Below are 14,623 nucleotides of genomic sequence, written 5' to 3' on the forward strand. Positions count from 1 at the left end.
CTTGTCGTTATCGTCGAATATTCTTTCCATTTGACGGTAGCTCCTGACGTCTCCCCTAACATAATCTGAATATGAGTCTGAGTATAAGTCGGCTTCCCCTTCATGATGCAGCAAATCCACTGCCAGCACTTCATGTCCACGGCTTCTTAATTCATTGCAGAGGTTGGTTCCGATAAATCCACTACCTCCAGTGACTAAAATTCTTTGAGTTTCCATATTGCTAAGCCTCCCTAATCATTTCCTTCATATAATCAATCAAATCATCCTTAGACTCAGGATCATCCATTGCAAACTCAATGGAGGTTTTCAACCACTCAAACCTGTTACCGATATCATAGGTTTTGCCTTCAAATGTCACGCCGTAAATGGCATCCAGTTTTTGAAGAGCATCAGTCAATTGGATTTCGCCGCCAACACCTGGTTCTGTTTCATCGATCTTGTCGAAAATGTCCGGTGTTAAAACGTAACGGCCCATTATTGCAAGGTTGGATGGTGCCTGGTGAGCCAATGGTTTTTCCACGAGCTTTTCAATGTTGTAAACGTTGTCTTCGACTTCGGTTCCCTTAATTATACCATATCTTTCCACTTTATTTTTAGGGACAGCCTCAAGGGAAATTGCTGAAGCGTCATATTTCTCATAAACGTCAATCAGTTGCTTAGTGCATGGGGTTGGGCCTTTAGTGATTGAATCACCTAAAAGCACTGCAAACGGTTCTCCACCAACATGCTTTTTGGCACAGTAGATTGCATCTCCCAGACCTTTTTGTTCTTTTTGCCTTACATAACAGATGTCGGCAAGGTCAGTGATTGCACGAACCTGTTTTAGGCGGTCGTCCTTGCCTGCGCTTTGAAGGGTTTGCTCAAGCTCGAATGACTTGTCGAAATGGTCTTCGATTGACCTTTTATTCCTACCGGTTACAATCAATATGTCATCGATTCCAGAAGCCACAGCTTCCTCTATAACGTATTGGATTGTTGGTTTATCATAAACAGGCAACATTTCTTTTGGTTGCGCTTTAGTAGCAGGTAAAAATCTTGTACCGAAACCTGCTGCTGGAATTACAGCTTTCATAATTTATCACCATAGAATTTTATATTATATATGATTTTTATTTTAAATATTATAAATAGGTTAGTAATTTAAAAAAAATAAGAAGATTACAGTTATTTTTTAACAATAATCTTATTTGAGTTGGTTAAACCATTATAAGTTGTTTTGATAGTGTATTTTCCTTTCTTTAAGTTTTTAGGAATTTTAAAAGTTGCAATTCCTTTACTGTTGGTTTTCAGCTTATAAATCTTGCCCTTGAACTTGACTTTAACCAGCTGATTTTTGTATGCCTTGCCTTTAACGTTCAATACCTTAATCTTGAATTTAGCTGATTTCTTAACCTTTTTAGACAGGTCTTTGGTAATCAGAGTATTTTTGATTTGGATCTTGTTTTTAACGGTAATGTCTTTAAAATTGACGATTACATTATAATTCCCAGGTTTTTGCTTAATGTTCAAGGTGGCATAACCGTTCTTGTCACTCTTAACCTTATACACATTCTTATTTATTTTGAAGGTTACATATTGGTTGTTGGCCGCTTTGCCGTCAACATCGAATACCCTCACTGTAATCTTATTAATTTTTTGGAAATATTGGGTTAAATCATTTGACAGTATGCTTGCTTTAAAAATGGCTGGAACAATTATCCTACCCGGTTTTTCAACAAGGCTGAATGCGCCATTTATGAGGTTAGCCACAGTAATGTCAATTTTATCATAATCCAATACATACCAGTACATTGTATTGTCTAGTTTAGAGTACCTTGCAACGTTGTCCTTTGAATCTCCCCAATAATTGTAATCAGCGTTTAAGCTTCCATGGCCTTGAACCACACCACCAGTGTTTTGGGAAAGCAAAATGGAATATTTTATAGTGCCGTTTACTCCGGACCAGTATATTTCATGATAGAATATGTCTGAATGATTGAATTTTGAATATTCCACCACTCCGTCATTGCCTGCCCAGTAGATTGCAGAACCTAACCATGCGGCATTGTCATAAAACTCACAATCAGTTATTCTTCCATCATCCCCATTCCAGAATATCGCTCCACCGGCATTTGGATAGCCTTGAGTGTTGTTTTTGAAAGCACAGTTGGACACTAATCCATTATCACCATTCCATACAATGGCTCCTCCCTTGTTTGTAGTCGCACCCATCGGCCTTGAATTTACCAAGACCATTATCAGTCCGTTGCCGCAGTAGACCAATTCCGCCTCCTTATCAAATGGGTCGTTTTCAATGCCCATTCCACGGTTGAGGGTGAAATTACAGTTTTCAAGGACACCATTGTTTCCGCTCCAGTAGATTGCTCCTCCGCCGATTTCCCTGTTGTAATACTGGCCGAATGCATTGCCCTTAACGAAATTAATGTTTTTCAAAACAACATTGTCGGCAGTGACGTTAAACATCCTTGAAAGCCATTTGCCATCCAGGGTGTGGCCTGCACCGTCAATGACTATTGGTTTTGATATTAATATGCCCTTGTTTGAGCCTGCAATGTATGAGTAGTTCTTGTCCAATACCAATGTGCCGTTTTCAGGAGTGTTGCGGATTTTCTGTGCCAATTCTATGAAATCGTCAGTGTAATTATTCTCAAGGTATTCAATCTGAATCTTATTTTTCTTGAAGAACGCCTTGATGAATCCTGTCTTTTCAGCTGTGAACTTGACATTTCCGGAATTGTTTGTGACGCCATAATACCTGTAGGTTTTATTGGTTGAATCAAATACGAGTTTCTGCATTTCATATTTAACCTGGAATTCATCTCCTTCAAACACGAACTCTTCTGAAGATTCAATGCTTATTAAAACCCAATTTTTAACGCCTGGGAATTTGTTAACCTCATTTGGATTTTCGATTGTGTCTCCCCAGAAGTTCAAATTTGCATTCACATTTTCTGAATATGGTGCAATTACATCCGAATTGCCTTGCTTGAGCAGAATGGAATTCCTGATGGTTCCGTTTTTACCGGTCCAGAAAATGCCGTTGTCGCAAATTCCATCATTTAAAAAGTATGAAGCAATGATTGTTCCGTTGACTCCACTCCAGTAAACAGCAGACCCACAAAATGCATTATTATCTAAAAACTCACAATAAGTTATCTTACCGTTTTCACCGGCCCAGTAGATGGCTCCCCCATCATTTGGATAGTCAACATGATTGTTTTTGAATGAGCAATATGAGATTTCACCGTCTGAACCCATCCAGGTTATTGCACCTCCCTGATTGGTTCTTGCACCGGCCGGCCTTACGTTATGCTCCACCCAGGATGATCCGTTCTCACCGTAATGGACTGTCTCGGCTCTGCATATGGGTCTACCTCAAGGCCTATCGCAGTGTTTGCTTTGAATGTGCAGTTTTGAATGGAACCGTTGTTTCCGCTCCAGTGGATTGCTCCTCCACCGTAGAAATTCTCATAGAATCCTAATGCGTTTCCATTGATGAAATTAATATTCTTCAAAACAACATTATCCGCAGTGATGTTGAATATTCTTGATGACTTTTTAGCGTCCAGGGTGTGTCCGTCGCCGTCTATGATGATAGGCTTTGAGACCACGATTCCATGGTTGGAACCTTCATCATATTCATAGTCCCTGTCTAGGACCAGCTCCTGGTTTTCAGGGGTTTCATTAATCTTTTGTGACAGATCCATGAATGAACCTGATTTAAGCGGTTCATCATTAACTATCACCACATCATCATTTGCGGTTAAATTATTGTCTGTTGAGTTTTCCGCATTGACTGTTGCAATTAGCAGGAAACTTAAGCATATGATAAATGATAACATCAATGTTTTTCTAAAAGAATTCCGAGTTAAATTAATCATGATTTAAGGTATGGTTTTAATGTAATATAAAATTTGCATGAAAAAATAGTTCTTTATATAAATGGTGCGGGGGACGGGACTTGAACCCGCGAAGGGACTGACCCACTAGGCCCTCAACCTAGCGCCTTTGACCGCTCGACCACCCCCGCATAAAAACAAGTGGTTATTAATGGATATATTTTTCAATGTATATATAGTTAACTGTTTTTAGTATAATTTTATAGTAACATCCATGACATTTTCATTTTTTAAATCATCAATAAGGTTACTGTCAAGATCCCTTGCAGCCTTGTCTGCCCTAATCATCAATGTGCGTGAACAGGTATAGTCACTGGTTCTGCAGACAATGTCAGTGGGATGAGTTAATGTCAAGTCCTCATGGCCAAAACCGTTTATTTCATCATGCCCGTTTTCCGTATCAAGAATGACTGTTATTCTGGTATCTGAATTAGCAATTTTGTCCTTGAACTCCTCAGGAAAGTTAAGCATGGACTTGTCAGCTGAGGTTCCAACAATGCAGTCTGCAGTCGGGCCAATTTCAACATCCTTTGTTACCTCAAAGGTGGACTTGTGAAGTGAGGTTACATTCTTATGGCCTCTACTTTTAAGTTTAAAAATCATAAATATAATTTAGATTGAAAAAACTAATAAAAGTTTTTATAACCATAAAAAAAATAGATTTTTTGAAGATAACAAAACATGGGAGTGTCCGATATTAGTTAATTATATTAATACTAATCACTAAAATGGATATTACTAAAAATTTCCAATGGATATAACGTGAATTTTAAAAATTCACCAAATTTATTTTTTATATAATTAAAAAACAACTTATCGCAACAAATATCAAATTTAACAATTAAACTATTAAATATTTAATATTTAACTGTGAAAATCAACTATTTTTGCAAGATTTGATATAGATAAAACAAGTGAAGTATTAAAGGTTTAATAATTGCTTATTTCTTAAAATAAATCTTAAAAAAGCCTAATTTTACTTATAAATAAATAATTATAAATATGAAGGGATTTATAATTATTTAACAACAACACATACAATAAAAATAAATCACCTTCAGTTATAATTTACTGTTTTTAATATGATTTATTTTTTTCGATTTTAACAATTTTTTCCCCAAAAAATGGGGAAAATTATTAAAATTCTTTTTTGTATTAAATGTTGTTAATTTTAAAAATAACAAATTATAAAAAGGAATGAATCAAAATGGGATTTGATAGTCAAACTTGTTTTATTTTAAAAGAAGTAGGTTCAAATTTAGATAAAAATCATATTGTTTTTACAGTTAAAATTCTATTTGAAATTTTTAAAGAAATTCGACCAGAACTATTTAAAAAAGATAAAAAAACACGACCTGGACCCAAACGAACATATAAAACTGATGAAATGCTCCCATTCATCAGTTTTGGACACATTATGGAAATAACAAGCTGCAGAAAACTAGAAAATTGGTGGAAAAATAACGATGAAACCTGCCAATTTTTACTCAACTGCAAAAAACCATCAAAAACAACAATAAATAACTTTACAAACGACAACATGTACCTTATTGATGAATTAGACAAATTCCTTGTGGAATTTGGAATAAAAACTGGATTAATTGAAGGAAACTTAATTTATGCTGACGGAACAATATTAAAAGGATACTGCAATCCATATAATAGTATGTATCCTGATCAAATTAAATACCTTAAAAAGTTTATTTTAAAGCATTACAAAGAATATAAAAACAATACTGGAGATTTATGGATAAAACTCCATGAATTCTTCTACAACGGCAAATATCAAGACGAATTAAAAGAACAATATAAAAAACTCAAAAAAATAATCAATTCATTCGGAATACAGTTATTAAAATTAAGTTTAAAAAACCATCAAAGTTTAAAAAGAGTTTTAAAACGAATAAAAAAAATGGAAGCAAATATTAATAAAAAATACAGCATCAGCACTGTTGATCCAGAAACACGACACATGAAAGATAAAAAAGGAATATCTGGATTAAATTACAATTATCAACAAGCAATTGACGATAAATGTGGAATGATAGTCACACACTACATAACACAACATCCAAACGACCAATTGGAATCTATAGAGATTATAAATCAGTTACAAAGAATATTAAACAAAAAAGAATTCACTCTAGTTGTGGATTACGGATATTGGAATATAAACACATTACACAGAGTATACAGAACTCCAACAAAGCTAATTATCCCATGTAAAACCGAAGCAATGCGAAGAAATGCAAAACAAAGAGAAAAAAACGAAACAAGATTTGATGCAAAAAAAGCAAAAAAGCAAAAATTCAAAAAATATAATTTCAAATACTTATCAAAAGAAGATGCATATCTATGCCCCGCAGGAATAAAACTAACAAGACTAAACAATACAATAAAAAAAGACGAAGGTTCTAAAAAAAGATATGGTTCCAAAGAATGCCAGAAATGCAGATATATTGTAGAATGCACGAAAAATGAATATGGACGAAAAATCGAAGAGAAATTTGACCCCATTTTAGATAAAATAAAAAATGAATACTACACAGAATACGGACAAAACGCATATGCAGGCAGAGGACCATACGCAGAAGGAGGATTCGCAATTTTACTTGAATCACGTAATTTTAGAGGAATAAAAACAAAAGGAATGAAAAAAGCAAATAACGAAATGACACGAACAACAATAACCCACAACATCAAAAAAATACACAAACACATTAATAATAAAACCCTAAACAAAATATTAAATGAAATAAAGAAAGAAAAACAAAAACAACAAACAAACATAAACATATTTGACAAATGGACAAATAATTACATAATTGAACATGATAAAATCATAGATTTCAAAAATTAAATTAAAAAAAATTCAAAGGAGAAATAGCGGACACTCCCAACATGAATATACTTAAAAATATGATTAAAATAATTGCCATTTAATGGTGAGTTAGTGAAAATAATAAAAGAGAACTTTAATAATTTTGACTGATACTGAAGGCACACTTATCTAAAACAGGTTAGTCTACATGAAAAATAAAAAAAATATAGAAGTCGTGAAAAAACTTCTATTTGACATTAATTATGTTCTTTACCTTAGATTTACCATACTTAAAGACAACATTATACTTTTTACCAGACTTGAGTTTTAACTTGAGTTTAAGTTTTGCAACCCCTTTCTTATTGGTCTTAACTTTGTATGTTTTTGATTTGATTTTAAAAGTTATTTTTTTGCCTTTAAGAGGTTTACCATTAGTATTTAACAATTTAGCCTTAAATTTGATAGATTTAGATTTCTTTTTCACAACAATTTTACCAGTTAAAACAGGCTTGACCACTACCTTATTGTAAACTGTGTATCCCTTATGTGAAGCAGTTATAGTGTAAGTATTCGGTTTTAAATCAAGTTTACAAGTTGCATAACCCAATTTATCAGTTTTTATGTTGTAAGTTTTACCATTTATCTTAAATACTACAGTCTGACCTGCACCAACTGATTTTCCGGAATCATCATATACACGCACTTTATATGATTGGCTACCTCCGAAATACTTGGTAACATCCTTATTCTGCATGATATATGCATAAACATTAATTGTATTTCTAGCTTCCTCACCAGAAACAGGATTTTTAGCTATTATTGTATAAATACCTGGTTTTAAGTTAATGTTTAATCTTGCAACACCATTAGGAGCAGTGTTAAATGTGTAAGATTTAGATCCTATTGTAAAAGTTACTGGAACATCAGCCAAAGCTTTACCGTTACAATCTGTAAAAATTGCAAAGTACTGAGTTCCTGTTCCATATAGTTTAACAACATCACTGGATTGAATTGTGGATAAAACATTAATTGTTATGTTTATCACAGAAGCATGGTAATTATCTGAGCCGTTAAATCTTGCAATTGCATTATAGGAGCCTGTTTTTAAATTAATATCTAATGAAACATCTCCATTTTCATTACTGAGAAGGGAATAATCATTATTGTTTAATTTTATATTAATGACATATCCTGAAAGAGGATTTCCTTTTGCATTAACCAATGAAATAACCAGCTTTTCTTTTCCTCCAACGCGTTTTGTAACATTAGTTGACAATAATTCAGTTTTTACCAAACTATCCAAAACATTGAATTTTCCGTCATCAGTGGATTTTACATACTCGTCGTTACCTTCAAAGACTGCCTCATAACTATAGCTTCCTATTGCAAATTTACCCAATACTAAAGATCCTTTTCCATTGTTAACCTTAATATTATATGATCTGGATGCAATATTTAACCATACATTGCCTGAAATGCCACTGCCCTTATCTGAAGTTAGTTTTACATTGACAACAACCCTATTGTCCATATATACGTCTTCAATTACAACATCTAAAATGGATTTACGTTGGCTCACATCCAAAATAAATGTGGTATTGGAAGGATTGTAGTTTTTATCCCCATTATATTTTGCATAAACTGTGTATTTTCCATAAGACAAGGGAGAAATGTACCAGTTGCTTGTAGAATTAACAATATTTTTAGTTCTTGGAGAGTAATGACCTGGCATTTCATATGTAACTGTTCCTGTTGAATTTGGACTTAATTTAGCATAAATTCTGATATTTTCATCAAGACATACCTCATTAACGTATAATTGAATGAATGAATCCGCTTTGTATATGGTAAATGAAGTTTGATTGCTGATAGGTAAAAATGAATCATCACCTAAATATTTAGCTTCAATTACATATTGACCCACATCAAGTCCGCCAAATGTCCAAATAGCTTCACCGTTTTTAATTTCAGAACTACCTGTTAAATTACCTACAATAAATTCAACGATTCCTGATGCATTTTCATTCAATTTAGCGATAATTTTTAACTCATCACCATATTTCGCATTATTTATTGACAAAATGACATCTGTTTTAACGCTTTTTATTGAAAATGTTGTATTGTAATTAGATTTATTGAAATTATTATCCCCTGAATAAGTAATTGATAAATTATGAGATCCTTCATCAAGTTTTCCTAAATTAATGCTGACAACACTACTTTCAATTTGCTTTGAATAATTTTTACCATCCAAATTAAAATTAAGTTCACCAGACATGGTTTCTGGAACTTTAACGGAAATAATGCAATCTTTACCTAATTCTGCTCCTGAAATATTAACATCAAGGGTTACATTAGCTTTATAAACTGTAAAATTGCTTTTAAAAGTGGATGAGTTGATTAAATCATTGAAATAAACCGCTTCTACAATATAACTGCCTGCATTTAAATCGCTTATGTTGGCGAAAGTTTCATTTCCAGTAATGCCCAAAATCATTTCCAGACTATTAGACAGTTTGAATTTGATTTTACCAGTTATATTATCTTCAAATATCACTTTTACAATCTCATTGCCTCCATATGTAATGTTTTGAGCAATTAGATTAAATGAAATTTCTTTAATTTTTATGGAATTGGAAACAGTTTTGTTTTCAAATTTCGCTTTAATATCATATGTGCCCGCCTTTAAATTTAATTTTAAAGTAGCTTTTCCCTGATTATCAGTAGTGATGTTATATGTCTTTCCTAAAAATTCAACTGTGACATTTTTATTAACAACACCAAATCCATTTTCTTCAAATAGAATTACAGTATAATTAAAATCATTGTATTCATAACTTGTAACATTTTGTGCAATTATAAAAATTTCTTCAGGTTCTCCAATAGATGTATTCCAGCTGGATCCATCATAAAAGAGATTGCCTGAGTAATCCACATAAATATGGTTGGTTCCTTTATCAAATTCTACATTGAAATTAGCCCTACCATTAATCAAATTGGATTTGTACTGCCTTTGATTTACAAACAGGGTTATTAAACCAGAGCATTTATTTGGAATTACTTTAACTGAGATTATTCCTGTTAGATTATTTTTTTCAATGGTTACATTTAAACTGGATTTGGATTTAAATACATTGAATGATGTTGAGGCATTTGCCTTGAAAAACCTATCATTTCCATTGAAAATTACTTTAACCTCATATGTTCCATTTGTTAAGCCTGAAACAGTAATGTTATTTATTCTTTCTGTTAAAACTACAGTATTGTTGATACCATTAATTGAAACAATGACTTCACTGTTGAAATTCTCAGGTGTTACTTCAATCCTGATTATAGCATCATTGCCTGAATATATGTCTTCACAAGAAACATTGAATGATACTGAGGATTTACCAACATTAAAGAAAACGCTTGCATTTGCTGATTCATGAATGGAATCTTCCGGGAAAATTATGGTAATATTGTATTGTCCCTCTTCGAAATTATTTAGATTAAATGAAGAAATGCCATTGTTAAGGTAAATTCTTTGTTTGAATACTCCATTAATGTAAATATATGCAATACCTTCAACATTTCCAGCTAATGTAACATTTAAATTTACAATATCGCTTGTTTTAATGTCGCCAACTTCACTAATCTCCAATTGGACAGGAATCTTTTTTACATAAATTTCTGTTTCATTATTTGCCTTTGAGTATAAGCTAGTTCCATCATAAATCAGATTTAAAGTATAATTTCCCGGAACAAGATTATTGAATGTAATGTTTCCCTTTCCTTTCTTAACTTCAACTGTATTTATATTATTATTTAGCTTTACAGTAACATTACCAGTTATCGGATTATTTTCTTCATCTAAAAGGAAAATATCCAATAAAACAGTTTCATTATAAAATGTTACGTTATTTACATTGAAATTAATATGGGCATTAGATTTTCCAACATCAATAATTGACCTTGCAGCAAATGAATTTATGATAGCTATGACATCATATGTTCCAGTAGTTTTTGTATTATTGAAATTAAATTTAATTGTTTCGTTAGTTAAATAATTGAAACTGATATTTTTCCCATCAACAATTGTATAAACAGTTACACCAAATACTGGCAAATTGTTTTTAATTTCAGCACCATTGCTTAATTTCCATGAAGCGAAAATATCCACATTATAATTGACATTTAAAGAAGAATAATTAGGACTCAAATCAAATATTATCCAAGAATTGGCTTTATCCTGACTGATTTTATTTAAATCAAAAGGATTTTCATTGGTTCCCCACCAATTATTATCTAAATTAATATTTTCTCCACCGTTCAAATAAACATCACTGACAACACGATTAAATCCAATATTATCTATGAATGCATTATAGGATAAATCCAGGTTGCCCACATTATAGATAGTACCTGTTCCTTCATATTCAGAATTTGGTTGTTTGTAATATCCTGTATTATTTCTAAAAATGTTGCCTGTGGCAGTTAATGTTCCTGAATTGAATACAGTTCCATAAATATAGTTATAGTCTGTCCTTTCAATGGTATTGTTTTCAACTATTGAATTTAAAAGAGTGAAAATGCCGTTGTTGAAAATTGCTCCACCTTTGGATTCTTCCCAACAATAGGAATCTGCAATAATACTATTGTTCATCAATAATTCTCCGTCATTGTATATTGCACCTCCAAAACTGTAGGTGCTGCCTCTTGAATTAATGAAAGAAGAATTGTTAACAAATAATTTTCCTTTATTGTAAAGAGCTCCACCATAACCGAAGATATCTGTTGTAGCTCCTATTGCATTTCCGTAAAAGTAAGAATTTAAAATTGTCAAGTCCCCGAAATTACTTACAGCTCCCCCATATGCGTATTGATATTCATCATCTGCATAATTAACCATATTATCTTTAAAATTACAGTTGTCAAGAGTTACAGTGGCATTCTTAATATCTAATGCTGCACCATAAATTCCTTCTATTTCATAATTATCAATTAAATCAATGTCATAGTCTGTTTTATATGCATTTATGAATTTAATATTTTTAAATGTGACTGTAACGCCATCGTTTATTAAAAACAGATAATTTTCGTAGGATGCATCAAATGTGGTGTTTAGTGATCCAACAACATTTACTGATTTATCAATGTTTAACTTGGTATTATCCAAACCAGAATATACGCCATCAGCCAAACATATTGTATCATCATCATTAGCAATTTCTAAAGCTTTATTAAATGTTTTAATTGGATAATCCCATGATTTACCATCATTTTCATCATCTCCATTAATATCATCAACATAAATTGATGATTGACCAGCAGTATAATGAGAGTTATTAGTTATTTGAGTTAATTGATTATGTTGGTTACTGTCACATGACATATCTGCAGTTTCATTTAAATCAGAAGCAGATACTGCAGATACTGACAGCACCAGTATAAATAGTAAAATAAAAATAAATTTAAAATCTTTCAAATTAAAAACCTCAATATAATAAATTATACTTTAAAAAAGTTCATTAATAATTTATGGAAAATAAGACATATATAATTAACTAAAAAAAATAAAAGAAGATAATTAGTCAAAGACTAATTAGTTTCAAAACTTGAGTTTTTACGTTTATAACCTATAACTAGCAATATCAATGCTGCAATGATGAAAAATATTGATGGTATAAAGTTTTCAGTTTCACTAACCAATTTTTCAATCTCATAGGCTTTGCTGACACTTTGAGATTCCTGTGATGAACCTGAAGACATAGATTTTCCCAATGGAGAGTCACTATCAATAGAAGGATTTGCATCACTACTATTGAATGGAGTGTTTACGTCAAATCCATTAATATCAGTTGAGTTAATGACATTACTATAAACGGTTGATTGTTTATTGTTCTTTGCAGAGTTTTGATTGTAATTTTGAGAATTTGCATTGTTATAGTTGTTATCGCCTTCACCAGCATCGCCTAAATTTCCTTGAACACTACCGTCATCAATGTATTCTGAATCTCCTCCATTTCCCTGTTGACCAGATGGATTTTCATTAGTATTTGAGTAATGTGGGACCAAAGGATTATAAGTTGGTGCATTATGATTGCTCGGATTTACCCAAGGCAAATTATTCCATTGGATAGAATTTGAGTTCCTAACGTCAGTGTTTTGACCTACATCTATAGTGTTATGGGAATTATAATAATCAGCCATTGTAATAACCCTATTATTATATGCAGTATCTCCATTATGTGTTCTAGAACCTTTAGCATATGCATCAGACCCTGTTACAGCACCACTATTAGAGGATATTAAAATATTATTGATTATTTTTGAGTTATCGGAACTTAAAAGGTATATTCCATAATAACCATCAGTGAAAGCAGTATTATTTTGAATATTGAATGAATGTTCACCAGTTGTACTTTGACGATAGCTTATTGCATATAAATTATCATCCACATTAACTGTACCTATACTGTGAACCTCAATAATGTTGTTTAGAATTTCAGATGTTGAGTCTTGAGTTTCAATTCCTGTAACTAAAGCCCATTCATGTGTTCCTGCCAATCCAGTTACATTAATTTTATTGTTTGTAATGGACAAATCGGTTTCCCCATAGAAATTTTGGGAATAAATTCCTATATTTGGCCCATTAGAAAATGAATAAAGATCATTCTTAGTAATATTGACTCCTGTTATCGGTCCACAAATCTGTATAGGATATGCGGTTCCCAAAGCCAATTTACCTCCTGTTGTAACGATAGAAATATCATTTCCGATTACTTTTAAATTATTCAATTTATAGATATCCAAACCATAAATGTAATTTTCAGTACCTGGATAAGTCACAAAATCAGTCATGTGGACTGAATTACCTTCAAATAAACCATCATCGGATTTACTCAACATGATACCGTTTAATGTAGGAAATTTAACTGCAGGTCTTTTATTTACATCAGAAATAATGACATTATTACGTATGATAAATTCAGGACATTCTTCCAAACCTAAAGTATAAACAAAGTCAGAATCTAATGTTGCACCGTCAAAACCATAGTTGACATTCTTTAATGGAAGTGAAGAGATTATTGTATTATTTTCTATAACCGGCGCATAAGCATTTGTTAATTTTACAGCACAGTTATATCTATTTACATTTTCATTATGTCCCTCGAAATATATTGTTGAATTGATAATCTTAAGACATTCAGAAGAATATCTTGTATATCCATCAGCATAAATTCCATAAGCTTCCACATCATTAGGAACAACATAAGATATGTTTAACCCAATTAAGCTAACATCACTAGCATGAACAAGTATTGCTGCACCGTCATTGTTTTTAACAGGTTTATTTAAATCAAAAGTTAAATTATTTAAAATAACACCATTTCCTTCAATATCAAATACAGTATTTTTGAAAACTGCATTCAAACCGACTATTGAAACATCATTAGCTTTAATGGACAGTGTCCCTAAATTATCAAAGTTTCCTGAAAATGTTAATTTCTCTCCAGCATACTGATTTTTCAATACACCATTATGAAAATACATTTGGATATTTGATGGAGTCACAATATCGCTTGAATTATCCAAATCAGGCACATCCGGCACATCGTCTGAATAATCTGGAACATCAGGCAGATCATTATCAATGGACAATACGTTCAGATTTGAAGAGTGATTTAAAGGAATATCTGATGAAGTTACAGTTGCATTATCATTATTAGCCGCTGAAACGGCAGTAATTGTTAAACAACATAAAATAATCATTAACACAATCGATAATTTCTTATCCCAATTCACATTTTTCACCTCCTTTTACAATTATTTACCTTTTAAAACAATCAAAATTTTTAAAAGATGTTTTAATTTATGTAAAAAATAATTTATAAACTTATCTTTAAAAAGAGGTCAAGTT

At 31.9% G+C, this 14,623-nt stretch carries 8 protein-coding genes and 1 tRNA gene; 1 reads left to right on the forward strand and 8 read right to left on the reverse strand.

Going from position 1 to position 14,623, the window contains the following annotated elements:
• The 6 genes from QZU77_RS04905 to QZU77_RS04930 all read right to left on the reverse strand — a co-directional run.
• Window positions 1-216, reverse strand: a 216-nt coding sequence (locus tag QZU77_RS04905; protein ID WP_295600867.1) for an NAD(P)-dependent oxidoreductase, incomplete at its 3' end; no start/stop codon positions are given.
• Window positions 217-220: 4 nt separating this feature from the next.
• Window positions 221-1,072: a UTP--glucose-1-phosphate uridylyltransferase GalU gene (galU, locus tag QZU77_RS04910; protein ID WP_295600870.1), complete on the reverse strand. Its 852-nt coding sequence runs from the start codon at window positions 1,070-1,072 to the stop codon at window positions 221-223.
• A gap of 92 nt (window positions 1,073-1,164) precedes the next feature.
• The gene (locus QZU77_RS04915) at window positions 1,165-3,318 is read right to left on the reverse strand and encodes an Ig-like domain-containing protein (protein ID WP_295600873.1); all 2,154 of its coding nucleotides are present in this window, start codon (window positions 3,316-3,318) and stop codon (window positions 1,165-1,167) included.
• Window positions 3,303-3,881, reverse strand: a complete 579-nt coding sequence (locus tag QZU77_RS04920; RefSeq protein WP_295600876.1) for a hypothetical protein — start codon at window positions 3,879-3,881, stop codon at window positions 3,303-3,305. The genes QZU77_RS04915 and QZU77_RS04920 overlap by 16 nt, the downstream gene beginning before the upstream one ends.
• 62 nt (window positions 3,882-3,943) lie before the next feature.
• Window positions 3,944-4,030 (reverse strand) — tRNA-Leu (locus QZU77_RS04925).
• A gap of 58 nt (window positions 4,031-4,088) precedes the next feature.
• A complete protein-coding gene (locus QZU77_RS04930) occupies window positions 4,089-4,502 on the reverse strand; it encodes a DUF371 domain-containing protein (RefSeq protein ID WP_295600879.1) in 414 nt (137 codons plus the stop codon).
• Between the two features lie 604 nt (window positions 4,503-5,106).
• Here QZU77_RS04930 and QZU77_RS04935 point away from each other — a divergent pair.
• Window positions 5,107-6,759: a transposase gene (locus tag QZU77_RS04935; RefSeq protein ID WP_295600883.1), complete on the forward strand. Its 1,653-nt coding sequence runs from the start codon at window positions 5,107-5,109 to the stop codon at window positions 6,757-6,759.
• A 208-nt stretch (window positions 6,760-6,967) separates the two neighbouring features.
• Here the strand turns inward: QZU77_RS04935 and QZU77_RS04940 are convergent, their stop codons facing one another.
• Window positions 6,968-12,145, reverse strand: a complete 5,178-nt coding sequence (locus tag QZU77_RS04940) for an Ig-like domain-containing protein (RefSeq protein ID WP_295600886.1) — start codon at window positions 12,143-12,145, stop codon at window positions 6,968-6,970.
• A gap of 155 nt (window positions 12,146-12,300) precedes the next feature.
• Window positions 12,301-14,508, reverse strand: coding sequence for a right-handed parallel beta-helix repeat-containing protein (locus tag QZU77_RS04945; protein ID WP_295600889.1), 2,208 nt, complete (start codon window positions 14,506-14,508; stop codon window positions 12,301-12,303).
• Between the last annotated feature and the right edge of the window lie 115 nt (window positions 14,509-14,623).

Source organism: uncultured Methanobrevibacter sp., from assembly GCF_902774605.1.
In the GTDB taxonomy this organism is placed as follows: domain Archaea; phylum Methanobacteriota; class Methanobacteria; order Methanobacteriales; family Methanobacteriaceae; genus Methanocatella.